This is a genomic window from Pyxidicoccus sp. M6 (genome assembly GCF_055568925.1).
In genome coordinates this window covers 4,875,775-4,894,103 of record NZ_CM145714.1, presented here as the reverse complement: position 1 = coordinate 4,894,103, position 18,329 = coordinate 4,875,775, and the positions used below count along the sequence as shown (strand labels likewise).

At 69.9% G+C, this 18,329-nt stretch carries 14 protein-coding genes; 3 read left to right on the top strand and 11 right to left on the bottom strand.

What is annotated here, in order from left to right:
* Positions 1-76: 76 nt before the first annotated feature.
* The 5 genes from ACVTJA_RS19390 to ACVTJA_RS19370 form a co-directional block, all read right to left on the bottom strand.
* The gene (locus ACVTJA_RS19390) at positions 77-472 is read right to left on the bottom strand and encodes a MerC domain-containing protein (protein ID WP_465838110.1); all 396 of its coding nucleotides are present in this window, start codon (positions 470-472) and stop codon (positions 77-79) included.
* Between the two features lie 17 nt (positions 473-489).
* The gene (locus ACVTJA_RS19385) at positions 490-2,220 is read right to left on the bottom strand and encodes a hypothetical protein (protein ID WP_465838108.1); all 1,731 of its coding nucleotides are present in this window, start codon (positions 2,218-2,220) and stop codon (positions 490-492) included.
* A gap of 757 nt (positions 2,221-2,977) precedes the next feature.
* On the bottom strand, positions 2,978-3,478 hold the full coding sequence (locus ACVTJA_RS19380) for a hypothetical protein (RefSeq protein WP_465838106.1): 501 nt from the start codon (positions 3,476-3,478) through the stop codon (positions 2,978-2,980).
* Positions 3,479-3,765: 287 nt separating this feature from the next.
* Positions 3,766-4,200, bottom strand: a complete 435-nt coding sequence (locus ACVTJA_RS19375) for a hypothetical protein (protein WP_465838104.1) — start codon at positions 4,198-4,200, stop codon at positions 3,766-3,768.
* 97 nt (positions 4,201-4,297) lie between these two features.
* On the bottom strand, positions 4,298-5,950 hold the full coding sequence (locus ACVTJA_RS19370) for a thiamine pyrophosphate-binding protein (protein ID WP_465838102.1): 1,653 nt from the start codon (positions 5,948-5,950) through the stop codon (positions 4,298-4,300).
* Positions 5,951-6,162: 212 nt separating this feature from the next.
* Here ACVTJA_RS19370 and ACVTJA_RS19365 point away from each other — a divergent pair, with 212 nt between their 5' ends.
* On the top strand, positions 6,163-7,635 hold the full coding sequence (locus tag ACVTJA_RS19365; protein ID WP_465838100.1) for a hypothetical protein: 1,473 nt from the start codon (positions 6,163-6,165) through the stop codon (positions 7,633-7,635).
* 98 nt (positions 7,636-7,733) lie between these two features.
* The gene (locus ACVTJA_RS19360; protein WP_465838099.1) at positions 7,734-8,444 is read left to right on the top strand and encodes a Bax inhibitor-1/YccA family protein; all 711 of its coding nucleotides are present in this window, start codon (positions 7,734-7,736) and stop codon (positions 8,442-8,444) included.
* Between the two features lie 85 nt (positions 8,445-8,529).
* Here the strand turns inward: ACVTJA_RS19360 and ACVTJA_RS19355 are convergent, their stop codons facing one another.
* The 6 genes from ACVTJA_RS19355 to ACVTJA_RS19330 all read right to left on the bottom strand — a co-directional run bounded on the left by ACVTJA_RS19355 (position 8,530) and on the right by ACVTJA_RS19330 (position 14,898).
* A complete protein-coding gene (locus ACVTJA_RS19355; protein WP_465838097.1) occupies positions 8,530-9,855 on the bottom strand; it encodes a DUF7305 domain-containing protein in 1,326 nt (441 codons plus the stop codon).
* Entirely contained in the window at positions 9,852-10,778 is a 927-nt protein-coding gene (locus tag ACVTJA_RS19350) for a tetratricopeptide repeat protein (protein ID WP_465838095.1), read from the bottom strand. The genes ACVTJA_RS19355 and ACVTJA_RS19350 overlap by 4 nt, the downstream gene beginning before the upstream one ends.
* Positions 10,775-11,368 carry an RNA polymerase sigma factor gene (locus ACVTJA_RS19345; RefSeq protein WP_465838093.1) on the bottom strand — a complete coding sequence of 198 codons (594 nt, stop codon included), beginning with the start codon at positions 11,366-11,368 and terminating at the stop codon, positions 10,775-10,777. Before ACVTJA_RS19345 ends, ACVTJA_RS19350 begins: the two co-directional genes overlap by 4 nt.
* Before the next feature lie 34 nt (positions 11,369-11,402).
* Complete coding sequence (locus ACVTJA_RS19340) at positions 11,403-12,503, bottom strand: hypothetical protein (protein ID WP_465838092.1); 1,101 nt, start codon at positions 12,501-12,503, stop codon at positions 11,403-11,405.
* 113 nt (positions 12,504-12,616) lie between these two features.
* Positions 12,617-14,413: a glycosyl hydrolase family 18 protein gene (locus ACVTJA_RS19335; protein WP_465838091.1), complete on the bottom strand. Its 1,797-nt coding sequence runs from the start codon at positions 14,411-14,413 to the stop codon at positions 12,617-12,619.
* A gap of 143 nt (positions 14,414-14,556) precedes the next feature.
* Complete coding sequence (locus tag ACVTJA_RS19330; protein ID WP_465838089.1) at positions 14,557-14,898, bottom strand: (2Fe-2S) ferredoxin domain-containing protein; 342 nt, start codon at positions 14,896-14,898, stop codon at positions 14,557-14,559.
* 605 nt (positions 14,899-15,503) lie between these two features.
* Here ACVTJA_RS19330 and ACVTJA_RS19325 point away from each other — a divergent pair.
* Entirely contained in the window at positions 15,504-18,299 is a 2,796-nt protein-coding gene (locus tag ACVTJA_RS19325; RefSeq protein WP_465838087.1) for a vitamin B12-dependent ribonucleotide reductase, read from the top strand.
* The last annotated feature ends 30 nt before the right edge of the window (positions 18,300-18,329 follow it).

Sequence of the window (18,329 nt, the reverse complement as noted above, 5' to 3'; positions counted from 1 at the left end):
GCCCCCTCCTCGCGCGAACCCCTCCGGCCCGTCAAGCGGCGGAAGGACGACGGCGCCCCCGGGACGACGCTCGCATTCACCCTGCTTCGGGAGGGCAACAGTCGCGGCACAGGGAGCGGTTGCGCCCGTGGGCCACTGCCATCACCCCTCCGCCCAACAACGTGAGGCCCGTCTCCCAGGGGCTTGTCGTGCCTTCCGGAACGAGGAAGGCCCCGGCCACCAACATCATCAGGCCCAGCACCGCGAGCCACACGGCGGACGCGCGGCGGTGCAGGCGCCAGCCCGGAACGAAGGACGCCAGCGCGCTCGCGACCACCAGCACGAGGAGCCACCGGTGCACGGCTTCACCCTCCATCACGCCAGCGACAGCCACCGGCAGCAGGCCCAACACCAGCGGTAGCACCACGCAGTGGACGATGCACAACGCGGAGAGGAGCTGGCCCACGCCGTCCCAGCGTGAGCGAGCCGTCATCGAATCCCCCACCGACATCAAGACACCTTTTCCAAGACGCGGGGTGCCGTGCTCTCGGCCTCCTGCGCCGTCGCGAGCTCCGCGGGGCGCACCAGCCGCAGCACGCGGCCCCGTCCGGCGATGAACAACCTCGCACGACGCAGCTCGGGAAGGTGCGGGTCCGCGTCGCGCCAACAGTCGAGGAAGGCGGTGAACTCCGCCACCGCGTCCTCCCACGCGCCCAGGGCCACGAGGGCCTCCGCGGACAAGAGGCGCATGTGGCCACAGCCGGGCCGCTCCGACACCAGCGCCCGCGCCAGCGTCAACGCCCGGTCCTCGCGGTCCGAGTGCAGCCGCAGCTTCACCAGCGCCTCGCGCGCCGAACGCGAGAAGGGCATGGGCCCGGCCGCGCGCAGGCGGCGCTCCAGGCGCAGGGCGCGCGTCAGCGTGGCCTCGGCGCGGCCCGTCTCGCCCCGGCGGGCCTCCAGCGCGCCACGCAGCTCCAGCGCGGCCACCTCCACCACGCGGGCCACGTCGCGCGGACACAAGGCACGGCCCTCCGAGCGGCGCGCCTCCGTCAGCGGAGGATGGAGCGCGTCGAGCGCGTCACACGCCTGCTCCACCACCGACAGCCGGCCGGACTCCAGCGCGCTCAGGCCCCGCGTGTAGTGGCGCACGCCGTCGCGCAGGGCGTGGTCCGCCAGCGACGCGGGCCCCGGCAGCTCCATGGGCACGTCCGCCGCCGCGCGGAAGAAGCCGAAGCGCAGGTGCGCGGACACCAGTGTGAGCGACGCGAAGAGCGCCGCCTGTGGCTCGCCCTCCACCGCTTCCACGCGGTGGCGCAGGCGCCGGGCCCAGGCCTGGGCATCGGTGTAACGCCCCGCCTCCGCGCAGCTCTCGCTGAGCAGCCGCATCGCGGCCTCGGCGCTCGGGGCCGCGGGCGCCGGCAGCGACTCCGCGGCGAGGTACGCGTCGTCCGCGGCCACCGCGGCCTCCAGCGCGCGGCGCGCCTCGTCCCCGTGCCCCACCCGCAGCAGCAACCGGCCCGCGACGAGCAGCGCCGGGCTGGCCCCGGGGGCGAGCTCCACCAGCCTGCGCGCGCTCTCCAGCGCCGCCTCGGGCCGGGCGCTGTGCAGCATGGCGTTCACCCACGCATGGTGCACGCCCGCGTGGTCCGGGTGCGTGCGCAGCAGCTCGCGCAGCAGGGCCTGCGCGTACGGATGGCCCTGTCCAGGGCGGCCGTCGGCTTCGTAGCCATCCAGAAGAAAGCCCGCCAGCAGCAGCCGCGCTTCGCAGTCCTCGGGGTAGCGGTCCACGAGGAACTCCATGTCGCGCACGAAGGCGTGGCGCCCGTTGGCGGGGCCCTTGTCCGCGAGCAGGCTGGCGGCGACGACATAGCGCTGCTCCAAGTCCGAGGTCCCCTCGCTCAGCGCCAGCGCTCGGCGGACGGACTCCGCGCGGAACCTGGCGAAGCGGGCACCGGCGCCGCGCGTGAGGGCCATGCCCCACCACGCCATGGCCAGCTCCGAATCCCTTCGCGCCGCCTCGGCGAAGGCGCGCCGGGCCTCCGAGCCCCAGCCCAGGTGCAGCATCCGCAGGCCCTGGTCGAAGTACGCCTGCGCCAGCGGCTCGCGGGTGCTCACCGTCAGGTGCGCGGTGCCCAGCCCTTCGCGCAGCGGAGGCGCTGGCAGGGCCAGGTCCGCGACATCCTCCCACGGGGTCTGGACGTAGATGGACGGCTCATCGGCTCGGAGAAGTCGTGCCAGCATGATGTGCTCCTCGGGCCCCGGAGACCGGGGTGACACAGGCGTTCAATCCAGACTCCAGTGAGCAGATGCGAGAACCGAGCCTCCTCCAGGCCTCGGCCAGCGCATCCGCCGGGATGGGAGACGCCTTGCCACGCGCCTCCAGGCACTCACGCCGCCAGCCCGGCCCCAGCTCCCGCACCACCCAGTCCTCATGGCCCGCGAGCCACGAAGCCACGGATGCCAACGCGACACGAACATCGCGATTCTGCTCCGGGGTTGCGGGCTCGCGCCACGGCCCCAGCTCGCGTGCCAGAAATGGGAGCCGCGGCGGCGGCACTTTCAACAGACGCGGAAGAAACCCATCTCTCGGAACGAAGACGGCATCTCCGCACTCACACAGCACTCCAAAGCCCCACAACACGAGACGCCCCATGCCCGGCATATGCACCGCGTATGCACTCTGTCCCTCGACACCGGCGGGACGTGAGTGGCGCACGAGTCCCCGGCGCAGGAGGAGATTCCCCTCGGGACAGCTCACATCCCTGCCGAGACACCAGAGGGAGACGTCGAACAGACGCGCGCCCTCGCGGCGCAGCTCGGGGGGAAGCACGGGGGTGGGACACCAATGACCGGACATGGGACGCCTCACGTTCTGCTCGCGGCCCGCGTGTCGGTACCTGGGATGCCAGCAGCCATCATCGGCTCCTTTCCTACGTAGAGGGGCTGACGTGCCTGCTGGCCCATGGCCATCGACAGGGGGCTCGGGGTTCAGCCGCGGCTACTCCTCGTGGTCATGCCCCTCGTGCGAGGACTCCTCGATGACGAGGGAGACGGTCGCCGTGGAGGTGGGGCCGAAGGTGAGCGTGTGGGTGCCCACCGTCAGGGGCACCACGTGGCGGCCCTTGATGTCAGCGCACTGGGCGGAGCTCGTCGTGCTCTCCTCGATGGCCACCACGGTGCCGCTGGAGTTTCGGACGGTGAGCGGCACATCCACACTCGTGAAGAACACGTAGTCAGTCGCCTCGGCGACAGCGAAGGACACCGAGCCCGACTTGCCGCCCGTGCCATCCACGAGGGTGATGTCGTAGCGGCGGTGGTCATTGCTCACGGACGGAGCGGTGCCGCTGGTGGTGGCGGTGACGGCGACAGCGGGCCCCTCCTGGAGGTGCTCGCAGCCCTCGACGTCGACGTTCTCCTCCTCCTCGTTCTCGTCGTCGCCGCAGGCGGTGGCGAGCAGGGCGGTGGACAGCAGGAGGGCGGCAAGGAGCTTCTTCTTCATGGTGTGACTCCACGGGATGTACTGCGGGGAAACACGTCTCCCATGCCGCCCCGGACACCGCCCATGAAGGCGGCGCCAGCGCGGATGCGAGAACGTGAAAGGCTTTGAGAGGAATGCGATGCGTGGACGCGAGCGGACGTCAGCCCATGACGCCATGGAGCCCCATTCCTCGCGCCCCGCGCGCGGCGGGACGACGACGAAAGGCTTCACGGATCAGCGGGACGCCATACGGCACGAGGGTGCCGTGCGGAACACGGACGTGCTCCGGCTCTCAGTCACGCGGGACTTCAGGCGCGAGGCGGAGATGCCTTGGGCGCGAGGTGCAGCCGGGCGACGGGCTCCGCGTGGAAGCGGAACACCGCCAGCGCCGGAGCGGAGCGGGTGGACACGGCCGCGAGGATGGCGGTGTCCTGCGACGGAGGCGGGGCCTCGCGCCGGAAGAAGACATGCACGCAGTGAGCGTCCACGTCGTGCGCCTCGACGGAGTCCTGGCGGGAGGCAACGCGGGCATCGTCGAAGGAGTCCTCGACCTGCCCCACGGCGTGCGCGCTTCCCTCCTCCAGGTGCACCAACTCGCCGTGCTCCAAGCACGTGGCGTGCTGGACCAGGGCGAAGTGCATGACGTTGCCCACATACGCCAGCGCGCACAGGAGCACGAGCGGCAGCGCCAGGAGGCGCGACCGGACGAGACTCACGGACAGGCGGCGGGTGGAGGGGCTCACGTCAGTGGGTTCCCAGATGACACGGGATTGCGTAAAACGCGGTTGTGTTTTGTAAGCCAGACGCGAGGACAGTGCAAGTCATACCCTCGCATTTGATTCACACGGCATAACCCATGGCACCGGACCTCATGGGCGCGTCCGGATCCAACAACACGTTGACGCATGCCACCGTATCGCTGGCCAGCGCGCGCTCCAGCGCGGGGCGGATGTGTGCCGGCTCCGTGACGAATTCCCCGTGCCCGCCGAAGGCCTCCACCACCTTGTCGTAGCGCGTGGGTGCGAGCCGCGTGGCGGGGGACTTGTCCTCGCCGAACATCTGCACCTGCGGCAGGCGAATCTGTCCCCACGCCGAGTCGTTGCCCACCACGCACACCATGGGCAGCTTGAAGCGCACCGCCGTCTCGAAGTCGAAGCCGTTGAGGCCGAACGAGCCGTCGCCCTGCACCACCCAGCAGGTGCGCTCCGGGTGCAGCACCTTCGCCGCGAGCGCGAACGGCGCGCCCACGCCCAGGCACCCCAGCGGCCCCGGGTCCAACCAGCGCCCGGGCCTGCGCAGCTCCAGCACCTTCGCGGCCATGGCCACCCAGTTGCCGCCATCCGCGATGAACACCGGGTCCTGCCCCGCGCCGTTGGCCACGTCCGACAGTTCCTTCGCCAGCCGGTAATGGTGGATGGGCGTGCTGTCGCTGCGCGCCCACTCGTCGATGGCGGCCTGCCTCCGCGCCTCGCCCTCACGCAGCGCGGAGAGCAGCGTGTCGCGGCGCGCGCGGTCCGCACCGGCCGCGAGCGCGGTGAGGGCGCTGAAGCTGTCCGCGACGAGGCCCACGTCCACGGGGCGGTTGCGGCCCAGCTCCGTCGGGTCGATGTCCACCTGGACGACTTTCGACTCCGCGCTGAAGGTGGGCTCCGCGCCGTAGTTGAGGCGGAAGTCGAAGGGCGTGCCGATGACGAACACCACATCCGCGCCGCTCAGCGCCTCCTTGCGCGAGTGCTGGAAGAAGAGCGGATGGCCCGCGGGCAGGCAGCCCCGGCCCGCGCCGTTGAGGAACACGGGCACCTGCGCCTTCTCGGCGAAAGCGCGCAGCGCGTCCCATGCACCATCCCAGTACACGGAGGAGCCGGCGAGGAGGGCCGGACGCTCGGCGGCGCGCAGCAGCGCGAGGGCCTCGTCCACCTTGCGCGGGTCCGGCGCCACGCGCGCGTCCGTGCGGTAGCGCTCCGGCATGCGCAGCGACTCCTCGTCCACGCCGTTGCAGAGCACGTCCCACGCCAGCTCCAGGAACACCGGCCCGGGCCGACCGGAGAGCGCCACGCGGAAGGCCTTCGCCAGGAAGTGCGGCACCGCCTCCGGCGCCGGCACGCGGTCCGACCACTTGGAGATGCGGTGGAACAGGTCCACCTGCTCCATCTCCTGCAGCGCGCCCCGGCCCTGGTTGAACGTCGGCGCCGCGCCGCCGAGCAGCACCATGGGCGAGCTGGCCGCGTACGCATTGGCCACGCCTGTGAGCGCGTCCGTCACGCCCGGCCCCGCCGTCACCACCGCCACGCCCACGCCGCGCGTCAGCCGCGCATACGCGTCCGCGGCGTGCGCGGCGGCCTGCTCGTGCCGGGTGTCGATGATGGAGATGCCCTCCTCCACGCACGCGGCATAGATGGGCGCCACGTGCAGGCCGGAGAGGGTGAAGAGGTGGCGCACGCCCTCTTTCTTCAGCATCCGCGCCACGAGTTGCCCGCCGGTGACCATGCCCATGTCGAGCCTCCTCCCTGGTGAACACGGAGGGCGCACCGCCACCACCCGGCGCCCGCCCCCCGGCCGAGGGAGCAATCGTGGCAAATCCGGGTCCACGCCGACCACCCGGGCCGGGAGCGAGTGTCACCCTGCCGATGGACCCGTGCGGCCGTGTGGGCGTAGGGTGCGCGCTTCCCGGGCGGTCCCGGGCGTTTCTTCGAGGACAGGACTTCGTGCAAGAGCTCATCGACGTGCTGCGGAGCCAGGCGCGCCACATCGCGCCCGAGCTGGCCCAGCTCGCCTACAAGCGGGGCCTGGCGGTGACGCAGAAGGACGGCACCACCCGGCCCATCCCCATCACCGCCACCCCCGTGGTGCTGGACGCGGCGGAAATCCGCCGCCGCGCCGAGCTGTCCGCCCACCTCTCTTCCGCCACCGTGAAGATGGCGCGCGCGTGGCTGGCCGGCGACGACGCGCAGGAGCTGCTGGGCGCCCTCTCTCCGCTCGAGCGCTCGCTCGCGGAGCGCACCTGGCGCCAGGCCTCGCGGCTGGCCACCACGCGGGTGGACTACTTCGTCGCGGGCGGCAAGCCGTGGGCCCTGGAGGTCAACGCCACCATCCCCGCCATGCAGGGGTATTCCGACATCGCGGCCCGCACCTTCATCGAGGTGGTGGGCCGCTACTTCCGCTACCCGGACAAGGCACTGCACGCCCTGCTGAGCCTCAACGGCAGCAACGCGCTGGCGCTGTACCGATCGCTGCTGGACGGCTACGCGGCGGAGCGCAACGGGAAGATGCCAGACACGGTGGCGCTGCTGTGCCGCCGCAACGACGCGCAAATCACGGAGCTGCGCTGGCTGTGCGAGCGCTTCCGCGAGTACGGCGCGGACGCGGACGTGGTGCACCCGGATGAAGTCAGCGGCGATGACGCCTTCGAGGTGCGCGGCAAGAAGTACGACCTCGTGTACCGGCACCTCTTCGTGCGGCGGCTGGAGGAGACGCCCTCGCCGTGGGTGGAGGACTTCCTGGGCACGGTGCCGGGGAAGAAGGCGGTGTTCCTCAACCCGCCCGCCTCGCAGGTGGAGGTGAAGTCCACCTTCGCGCGCCTGTCGCAGGCGCTGGCCGAGCCGCGCCTCGCCGAGGCCGCGGGCCTCACGCCGGAGGAGCTGGAGGCGATTCGCGCCTCGGTGCCGTGGACGCGCATCTTCCGCTCCGGCCCCTCGGTGGGCCCCGACGGCGAGCGCACCGATGACCTGGTGGCGCTGGTGTCCGCGGACCCGAAGCGCTTCGTGCTCAAGCGGGCGTGGGACTACGGCGGCAAGGCCGTGTTCCTCGGGCGCTCGGCCGGCACGGTGCCGTACACGGAGCGCGTGAAGGCCGCCTATGGCGAGGTGCTGGGCTGGCCGGAGCTGTGCGCGCGCGCCGCGGTGGACACGGCCGGCGGTGGCTTCGTGGTGCAGGAGGTGGTGGACACGACGCCCGAGGACCACCTGCTCTGCGAGCCCAACGGCACGGTGCTCCCCACGTCCTTCTTCGTGGACTACTCCGCGTATGCATCGGTGGGGCTCGCCCGCCAGCCCGCGTGGGGCGGTGTGTGTCGGGGTTCGATGTCGGAGATCGTCAACATCGTCGGCGGCGGTGGGGTACTGCCGCTCATCACCTCTGAAGTGGCCTCCAAGCTTTTGCTGGCGTGGAAGGCCATTTAAGGGACTTCACCGGAGCCGGTGCGCGCGCATGACGCGGCCCGGCACGCTATAAAGGCTTTGCCGCCGGGCCCGTCCCGGCATGAAAGGAATCAGGGTCCATGGCCTGGGAAACTTCCGGATGGCAGACGGCTGAGCGCAGCTCGGCCAATGCCGTGCTGGTGCAGGAGTCGCAGCGCGCGTTCATGACGCGCGTGCACGGCTGGATGTTCGGTGGGCTGATGCTCACGGGCATCATGGCCCTGGCGACGGTGACCAACGAGCCGCTGATGCGAGCGGTGCTGAGCTGGCACATCCCGCTGCTGCTGGTGCAGCTCGGCGCGGTGTTCGCGCTGAGCTTCCTCGCTCCCCGCCTTTCGGGTCCGGTCGCCGGGGCGATGTTCCTCGGCTACTCGGCGCTGACGGGGATGACGCTGTCCATCTACTTCCTCATCTACACCGCTGGCAGCATCGCGCAGGCGTTCTTCCTCACGGCCGGAGTGTACGGCGTCATGGCCATCTACGGCACCGTCACCAAGAAGGACCTGGGCACGTGGGGCACCTTCCTCTTCATGGGACTGTGGGGCGTGCTCCTGGCCAGCATCGCCAACTGGTTCTTCAAGAGTGACGCCATGTCCTTCGTGACGTCGTGCGCGGCCGTCGTCGTCTTCGCCGGCCTGACGGCGTACGACAACCAGAAGCTGCGCGAGATGCACGCCGGTACCGGCTTCAGCAGCGCCGCGACGGTGAGCATCGTCGGCGCGCTGGTGCTGTACCTGGACTTCATCAACCTGTTCATCCACATCCTGCGGCTGATCGGCAAGCGCCGGTAGTCGTCTCGGAGAGCGGTGGGATTCACGAAGCGGCGGTGCAGGCCTCTCGGGGCGGCACCGCCGCTTCTGTTTTCAAGCGGCCGTCTCAGGGGGACGGACACGCGGCGCCGGCTTCGAGCACGTCCGCGTCGTAGTGGAACCGCAGCGGCCCCGCGGCCTCGAGGTGGCGCACGAAGATGGAGCCGTAGACGTCCGCGTCGCCGCTCGTGCTGAGGAACGCGCCGGGAGCGTAGAGGTTGCCGGCGAGCGTGCTGCCCGCGGAGAGCGCGAGGACACTCGAGCGTGTCACGTACACGCGGACGCGCGAGGGCGTGGTGGTGGAGCCCAGCAGGAGCGGTCCCGCCACCGAGACACGGCCGCCGATGAACAGGTCCAGCTCGCCCGGAGGCTGGACATCCACCGTGAGGCCTTCGCCCAGGTCCACGCCATCGCGGATGAAGAGCGCGGTGCGGGCGCGGAGGGTGAGCGTCGCGTGTCCGGTGCCGGTGATGCCCGTGAGGAAGAACCGGCCGCAGGGAAGTGCCAGGGTGCGTTCACCGGAGATGGACTCCAGCGCCGCCGCATCCAGGCCGATGGCCGCGTTGTCGTTGTCCCCAGAGTGGTGGGCGATGAGCGCGGCGACGTCGACTTGAGAGGCGGCATCGCAGGCACAGGGGGTGATGGGGTCCACGGGCTCGCGACGGACCTCGGCGGCCTGCGCGGAGCCCAGCGTGTACTCGGATGGAACCGTGAGGATGCCGCCGACGGTGAGCGAGGACAGGGCCACGTCGCCGCGCACGCGTGCGTCCGCCGCGATGGTGGCGGTGGCGGCACTGCCGGTCAGGGGGCCGCTGCTTTGAAGCCCTCCGCCCACGGAGAGCGTGCGCGCGAGCTGGATGCCCGCCGTGCCTCCCACGCGCAGCATGCCGCCCACGGTGACGGAGTCGTTCGCGGACAGCGCGCCATTCACGCTCACGTCACCGCCCTGCCCTCCTGGCTGGTACGGGCCGGATGCGCCTCGGAAGGAATCCGTCTCCATCCGGGCACTGAGCGCGAGCCCTTCGCAGGTACACAGGGCCTGACGGAAGGTCTGCGCCGCGAGCCGGCCACCGCAGACCTGTGTCTCGCTGGCGATGTCTCCCACGATGATGGGTGGGCCCTGTCCGTCGCAGTACGTGCTCCAGTCGTCGGGAGTGCCGCTGTCGGGAGACCCCGCATCGGAAGGCGTGCCGCTGTCGGAAGGCCCCGCGTCGGTGGGCGGTGGGTCCTCGCCCACGTCCGAGGTGCCTGCGTCCCGTGAGTGGATGGACGCGACGAGGTCTCCCCGCGTGCAGCCTGTGTAGAGCGTGCTGACCAGCAGGATGCCGAGAGCCCCGCGCCACTTCACGGGCCGGAGGTACTCAATCGGACCGCATCGAGGGGGCGGCTTCATGGCGAGGAGAGCTCCCGCAGCCGTGCGCGTGCGTTGGTCCCGAGCGGAGAGTCGGGATGGTGCGCGAGGAACTCTTCCAGCGCCCGCGCTTCCGCCTTCGTGTCACCGAGCGCCCGCCAGGCCTCCGCGATTCCGTGACGGACCTCCTGGTCGAGCACGCCTCGAGGTTGGAGGCGCAATGCGTCGTGGAACTGGCGCAGCGCACCGCGCGCATTGCCGAGATGCTCCAGTCGCAGCGAGCCCGAAGCGACTCGCGCGACGTACGCCGCCAGCGACGAGGGCTGCTCGCGAATGACTCGCAGGTAGAGCGCCTCCGCGTCCTTCCACCTGCCTCCGGCGCGGAGTGCATTCGCCTCGCGCAGCAGGTCTTCGGGCGCGGTGGCTGGAGGGAGTCGAGATGGCGTCCCCGACCGCTGCTTGCGCACGGAGGGATGCGTGCTCTCGCGTTGGATGGCTTCAGGCGGAGTCGCCGCGCTCTGCGCCGGTGCCCGGGGGACAGTGCCCCCGGCGGTCTCCGCATCCATGACCTGCTCGGTCGCGCCCGTATGCGCGGAGGCGGACTGAGCAGGGACAGCCACCGTCCCTGGAGCGACCTCCGGCGCACGGGCACTCGCATCCGGTGGTGCCTCGGCTGGCGAATGCACCGCCTGTGCCTCCGGTACCCGCTCCGACCTCGCCCACGTCCACACGGCCGCCGCGGCGGCACCGGTGAACAGCACCGCTCCCGCCACCAGCCACATCCGCGGCCATTTCTTCGGCACCTTCGGCCGGGGTGGCGTCTCGTTCGTCGCCGCGTCCATCGCCGCCAACACGAGCGACGCGGACTTCTGCCGGGAGATTCGACGCGCCGGACCCGCCTCGCCGTCGAGCGGCGCGAACAGGTCGTCCATCTGCGCATCCCCCTCTTCTCGCACCGGGCTCATCCCTCCCCCTCCCCGGTCGATGCCAGCGTGCGCAAGGCCGTCCGCCCCAAGCGGAGGCGACTGCGCACCGTCTCGAATGGAATGCCGAGCTCCGCCGCAATCTCCGGCACGCTCAGCTCCAGCACATGGTGAAGCACCAGCGCATGCCGCTGTTCCGTGGAGAGCCTGTCCAACAACTTCACGAGATGCCGCCGATGCACGTACTCATCCGGCTGCGCGTCGTCCGATGGCACCGCGACCAACTCCGCCGGCTCCTCGGCAGCGTGCCGCGCCTCCCGGCCCCGCGAGCGCTTCAGCCAGGCGAACGTCGCGCGCACCACCACGCGGTCCACCCACGCGTGGAACCGGCCCTCGCCCCGGTACGTGGGCAGGCCGCGCATCAGGGCGATGAGCCCCTCCTGTGCGATGTCGTCCACATCCACGTCCCCGCGCACGAGGTAGCGCACCAGGTTGCGCACACGCGGCAGCAATTCCATCAGCAGGGACTCGGTCGCCTCGCGCCGTCCCTGGATGGCTTCCTGGATGCGAGGGTCCTCCGCCTCGCGGGGCGCCACGGTTGCAAATGAGCCCGAGCTCCTCATCTCCGACATGGAGAACGCTCCCCTCGGAATCGGGTCATCGGCTTCACAGCAAAAACACCATCGCCAGCCCCGCCCGGGGCCGGATGGGCGCTCCATCACCACGCGGCACCACATTTCCATCCACGGAGTAGCCCAGCTCGGGACGCCCCATGAGGACCTCGGCGGCCAGGCTCAGTTCGAGCGCGAACCGCGTGGCCGGACTCCAACGGGCGGCGCCCCGCAGGCCCACGAGCGGCGCGACGATGGTGCTCGCGGGGGCCGCCTCGACCTGCGGCGCGAGCGCCTCCGTCCGCCGGGTGAAGACCACCGCCCCGGCTTCCAGCCCAAAGCTACAGCTCAGCGTGTCGAGGGACCCGACGCGCCGCTCCACCCCCAGCACCGCCGCGTTCTGTCTCAGGGTGAGCCGCGTGTACTCATCGAGCAGCCGCGTCGGCATGCCCATCCGCAGCTCGAGCCCCGGCCGCCACGAGCCCACCTCCCACCCCGCTCCGAGCGACAGCCCCTGGTGCCCGCCCTTCCCATATCCGTCGAGCGCGGCGTACCCACCCACCGCCAACTTCCATCGGCTGGAGGCGACAGCAGGCGGTGGTGCCTCCATCGCCTGCACCGGAACCGGAACGGGCACGGGCTCCGGGGGAGGAACGAGAGCAGCAACAGCGGGAGGCGGAGGCTCCACCACTTCGCCCAAGGGCTCGCCCAGGTCCACGGCTCGCAGCGCGGAGCGCACCGTGAGCGCCAGGGCCTCCGCGCCTGCGGACCACTGCAACGAACCGGGCTCACCCTCCAGGCGCGCGGAGCGGACGAACAGGTGCCGGCTCGCGGGCTCGGCAACCTGGACGTGCACGTTGGCTCCTTCGCGCAGGAACCACAGCACGACACGGGCCTGATGCGCTTCCGCGAGCAACTCCGCCGCGGGCCAACGCAGCGGAGGAGGTCCATCGAGTCGCTCCCCCAGCTCCGCCACGAGCTTCACGGGAAGGTCACTGCACTGCCCACGCACGCGCTCCAGCAGCGCCGCGTCCTCGGGGGACGCCACGCGCGCCACCGCTCGCCATGGCTCGGAGGCCACCGCCGGGGCCGCGAGCAACAACAGCAGGACGCTCCCGAGCCCGCGCCGCAGCAGCACGTCCGCCGCCAATGACATGCGACGAACCCTAGCTAACGTCGGACACTGGAAGAAGTCCCGGCGAGTACGACCGCGCGGGTCCGCATCTACCTCACGGACCCGCGCTGTGGTGACGCGGGAATGCGCCGCTCTCAGTGCAGCTTCTGGTAGAGCGCGTCGACCAGCGAGCCGTCGTCGCCGCTCAATTCCCAGAACATCGCACCGCCCAGGCCCTTGCTCAGGATGTAGTCCGACTTCGCGCCCATGCTCTGCGCGTCGTCGTACGCAATCCAGATGCGGGTGGACGGGTTGTACACGTAGGCCTCCTTGCTCTCCGGGTGGAAGTACTTCGTGTACCCGGAACCGGCGCGCTCGTAGTTGGCCTTGATGTCCTTGAAGTCGAACACGCCCGTGAGCCCGGAGGAGCCGTCATCCCACGTGCCCTTGGTGGGGACGCCGCTCTGGAAGAGGCCGTTGTTCACGTTGGGCACGCTGCCCCAGCCGCGCCCGTAGAACGGCACGCCGAGGACAATCTTCGACGCGGGCACGCCCAGCTCCAGCATCTTCGCCACCGTGCCGTCGCTGTAGAAGCCGGTGGAGGCGGTCGGGTCTCCCGTCACGCGGAGCAGCGGCGAGTGGAAGTTCACCGTGCTCTCGAAGGCCCCGTGGTAGTCGTACGTCATCACGTTGATCCAATCGAGCACGTTGGCGAGGTTCTTCGTCTCCTGCTTGTTCGCCAGCAGGTCCGGCGACGCGCCCGACGCAATCGTGAGCAGGTACTGCTTGCCCGTCTGCGCGGTGACGGCGTTGAGCTGGCTGCGGAACTCCTGCATCAGCAACGTGTAGTTCTGCTTGTCCGCGGGGCTGTTGGTGTTGCCCGGCAGGCCGCCGCCCACGGGGTACTCCCAGTCGATGTCGATGCCGTCGAACACGCCCGCGCCATTCGCCGGGGTGACGCCGGGGAACTGGCCGCGGATGTAGAGGTCCACGCACGACTTCACGAACGCCGAGCGCGACGCCGCCGTGGCCGCCACCTGCGAGAAGTATGTGGACCAGGACCAGCCGCCGACGGAGATGAGCAGCTTGAGGTTCGGGTTCGTCTTCTTCAGCTCCTTGAACGCGCGGAAGTTGCCGCGAAGCTGCCCGGCATCCCACTCACCCGGCCAGCCGCCGGCCTTGTCGATGTCCGCGTACGAGTCGCCGAGGACGCACTTCCCATCCGCGGAGATGTTGGAGAACGCGTAGTTGATGTGCGTGAGCTTCGAGACCGGGACGTTGGACACCTGGTAGTTGCGCGCGTAGATGCCCCACGCGGTGAAGTACCCGATGATGCGCTTGCCTCCCGGTGGAGGCGGAGTACCAATCTCCACGCTGACGGTGACGCTCTTCGTGCCCACGTTGCCGGCCGCGTCGTAGGCGCGAACGTCATAGACGTACGTGCCGTTCTGCGCGGCATCGGAGAAGGCGCGGCTGTAGCTGCCGCCCGTCGCCACCACGGTGCCGTTCTGGAGGATTTCAATCTTCGTCACGCCCACGTTGTCCGTGGCCGTGGCCGTCAGCGAGAGCGTGCCCGCCGCGGTGAAGCGCGTGGCGCTGGCGCTGAGGTTCGCCGTGGGCGCGATGACGTCACCACCGGTGCCCGCGTCGGTGCCGCCGCCCGTGCCCGCGTCGGTGCCTCCACCAGAGGCCCCCACGTCGAGCCACAGCGCGGGCACCGCCGGAGGCGTCCAGTCCGCTTGAGAGGTATGGGCCTGCCGGCACTCATAGACGCGGCCGCCGTAGGTGACGCGCGTGCCCACCGGGTAGTAGACGCCCACGGCCCACGCCGCTTCGAGCGGCGCGGCCTGCCGGGACTGCTCCGCGGACTCGGGGGTGGAGACATCCGGACTGCAACCAGCAACGGACAGGGCAGTGGCGACGAGGCCCCAGGCCCACGTGCTGCGACGCATGCGTGTGCTCCTCGCCGCGCAGGAGGACGGCACGGGCACACCACGCGCCCGTCCACCTCCGCGCGGACTTTCTTCGGGTTCAGCAGGAAGGAGTCACGCAGCTAATTTTTCGGGTTAATCAGGTGAAGCGCGCCGTGCGCTCTTCAGCTCCCCGCCTTCTCCTTGCGGGAGAACGGCATCATCAGCCGCTCCACGGGGCGGCCGTTGACGAGGTGCTGGTCCACGATTTCGGACACGTCCTCCACCTTCACGCCGCCGTACCAGGTGCCCTCCGGGTAGACGACGACGGAGACGCCGAAGGCGCACGTGTCCAGGCACCCCGCCGCGTTGGCCCGCATGCCGCCCTTGAGCCCGCGCTTGTCGAGCTCCTCCTTGAAGGCGGCGCGTACCTCCTCCGCACCCTTGGTGGCGCAACACCCCTTGGGGTGCCCGTCCGGACGGCGGTTGGTACAGACGAAGACGTGTCGTTTGAAGGGAGGAGGCATGTCCGCCTCCTAACTCGGCGGACACGAGAAATCGACGTCGCCGTTCACCACCGGACCGGCCGGCGCGAGCCCCGGAGCCCGGTTTCTGGCCGGCCGGGTTGGCGCCCGTAGGATTCGTGCACAGACTCACAGCAAACGTCTCCCAGTGATCACGCTCGCTTGCGAAGGAGTGACGATACATGGCTCGCCATATGGCTCTGGGCAATGCAAAGCACCTGTTGCTACCGCCATCGCTTGGCTCTAGATCGTCAGCCCCCGCGGCGCCCCGCTACAAGCAGGCGGCCAGTCGTAGCACCCCACTCTCTTCGCGACGTGTCCACAATAGGTGGTGTGTATGACACTCCCCAGCACTATTGATGGGGGAATCGGATTCTTTGACGGGATTGCCACGAGCGTCGTATTGATCCGCTCGCCCGGCCGGCGGCCGAGCAATCCCACAGACAGCTTCCGGCGCCCGAGCGCGCTTCGAACCGCTTCGCGAGTCCACTCTGGAGTCACCCGCACGTGTCAGCGGAGTGTCTCCAGATCCTGAGCGATCTCGCGGCCTTGGCATTTTGCAAAATTTTGCACCAGGACATTCAGTGAAACCCCGTGGAGGTGGCGACATGGAGAAGGAGCTGAGCTCGAAGCCGTCGGTGAACGGGAAGGAGCGACGCAACGGGCGAAAGGGGCGCGTGGCGGCTACGGGATTGACCGTGGAGCGCTTCTTCACGACGCCGGGGGTGGACCCCGCGGATGAGCTGGCGTGGGAATACCGGAGCGCCAGCATCACCGGCGAGGACGGCAAGGCCGTCTTCGAGCAGAAGAACATCGAGGTGCCGAAGTCCTGGTCGATGCTGGCGACGAACGTCGTGGCGTCGAAGTACTTCCGCGGGACGCCGGGCACGCCGGAGCGCGAGACGAGCGTGCGCAAGCTGGTAGCGCGCGTGGTGGACACGCTCACCCAGTGGGGCGTGCAGGGCGGCTACTTCGCCGCGGAGGCGGACCGCGAGGCGTTCCACGCGGAGCTGACGCACCTGCTGCTCCGGCAGAAGGCGTCGTTCAACTCGCCCGTCTGGTTCAACGTGGGCGTGGAGACCCAGCCGCAGTGCTCCGCGTGCTTCATCAACAGCGTGGAGGACAGCATGGACTCCATCCTCACGCTGGCGCGCACGGAGGGCATGCTCTTCAAGTACGGCAGCGGCACGGGCAGCAACCTGTCCTCCATCCGCGGCAGCAAGGAACTGCTTGCGGGCGGCGGCACCGCGTCCGGCCCGGTGTCCTTCATGAAGGGCTTCGACGCCTTCGCCGGTGTCATCAAGAGCGGCGGCAAGACGCGCCGCGCGGCGAAGATGGTCATCCTCAACGCCGACCACCCGGACGTGCTGGAGTTCATCCGCTGCAAGTCCACCGAGGAGAAGAAGGCCTGGGCGCTCATCGAGGCCGGGTATGACCCGTCCTTCAACGGCGAGGCGTACTCCTCGGTCTTCTTCCAGAACTCGAACAACTCGGTGCGCGTCACCGACGAGTTCATGAAGGCGGTGGTCAACGACGGCCCGTGGACGACGCGGGCGGTGCGCGACGGCCGGCCCATGGACACACACCGGGCGCGGGACTTGTTCCGCGAAATCGCCGAGGCGGCGCACCTGTGCGGCGACCCGGGCCTCCAGTTCGACACCACGGTGAACGGCTGGCACACGTGCGCGGCCACGGCGCGCATCAACGCGTCCAACCCGTGCTCGGAGTACATGTTCCTGGACGACTCGGCCTGCAACCTGGCGTCCCTGAACCTGATGCACTTCCGCACCATCGACGGCGACTTCGACGTCACGGCCTTCAAGCACGCCGTGGACGTCCTGCTGCTGGCGCAGGAAATCATCGTCGGCTTCTCGCGCTACCCCACCGAGCGAATCGAGAAGAACAGCCACGACTACCGCCCGCTGGGCCTGGGCTACGCGAACCTCGGCGCGCTGCTGATGGCCACCGGCCTGCCGTACGACTCGCCCGCCGGCCGCAACTACGCGGGGGCCATTACGTCGCTGATGTGCGGCGAGGCCTATGCGATGAGCGCGCGCATCTCCGAGAAGCAGGGCGCGTTCGCCGGCTACGCGAAGAACGCGGACTCCATGCTGGGCGTCATCCGCAAGCACCGCAAGGCGGCGTACAACGTCGCGCCCGAGGGCGTGAGCGAGGACCTGTACGCGGCGCAGAAGGAGGCCTGGGACACGGCGCTGGCGCTCGGCGAGGAGCACGGCTTCCGCAACAGCCAGGTGACGGTGCTCGCTCCGACGGGGACCATCGGCTTCATGATGGACTGCGACACCACCGGCATCGAGCCGGACATCGCGCTCATCAAGTACAAGAAGCTGGTGGGCGGCGGCATGCTGAAGATCGTCAACCAGACGGTGCCGCTCGCGCTGGAGAAGCTGGGCTACCCTCAGACGCAGGCGCAGGACATCATCAGCTACCTGGACAAGCAGGAGACGATTGAGGGCGCTCCTCACCTGAAGCCTGAGCACCTCGCGGTGTTCGACTGCGCCTTCAAGCCCGCGCGTGGCCAGCGCAGCATCTCGTGGATGGGCCACATCCAGATGATGGAGGCGTGCCAGCCGTTCCTGTCGGGCGCCATCTCCAAGACGGTGAACATGCCGTCCAGCGCCACGGTGGAGGACATCGAGAAGGCGTACCTGGAGGCGTGGAAGCGCGGCCTCAAGGCGATTGCCGTGTACCGCGACGGGTGCAAGCGCACGCAGCCGCTCAACACGTCGAAGGAGACGATGAAGGACACCAAGGCCCCCGCGGCCGCCGCCGAGCCCGCGGTGCAGCCCGCCGTGAAGCCGGAGCCCCGCGCGGTGCGGCGCCGCCTGCCGGACGAGCGCCGGTCGATTACTCACAAGTTCTCCATCGGTGGCCACGAGGGCTACCTGACGGTGGGCATGTACGAAGACGGCGCGCCGGGCGAGCTGTTCATCGTCATGGCGAAGGAAGGCTCGGTGGTGAGCGGGCTGATGGACAGCTTCGCCACCAGCGTGTCCCTGGCGCTGCAGTACGGCGTGCCGCTGAAGGTGCTGGTGGACAAGCTGAGCCACACCCGCTTCGAGCCGAGCGGCTTCACGGGCAACCCGGCCATCCCCATCGCCAAGTCGATTACGGACTACATCTTCCGGTGGCTGGAGCTGAAGTTCCTGCCGAAGCAGGTGGAGTCCGAGGACGCGGTGCTGGCCGCTCCGGTGGAAGCAGCGCCCGCGCAGCAAGCCCTGCCCGCCGAGGTGGTGTCCGCGCCGCCGCCCGTCGCCGGGCTGCGCGCCACGTGGCTCAACCAGGCGGACGCGCCGCCGTGCCACACGTGCGGAGCCATCATGGTGCGCAGCGGTGCCTGCTACAAATGCGGCAACTGCGGCGCGACCAGCGGGTGCAGCTGAGCCCCGGCGTCAGCGATTGAAGTGAAGAGG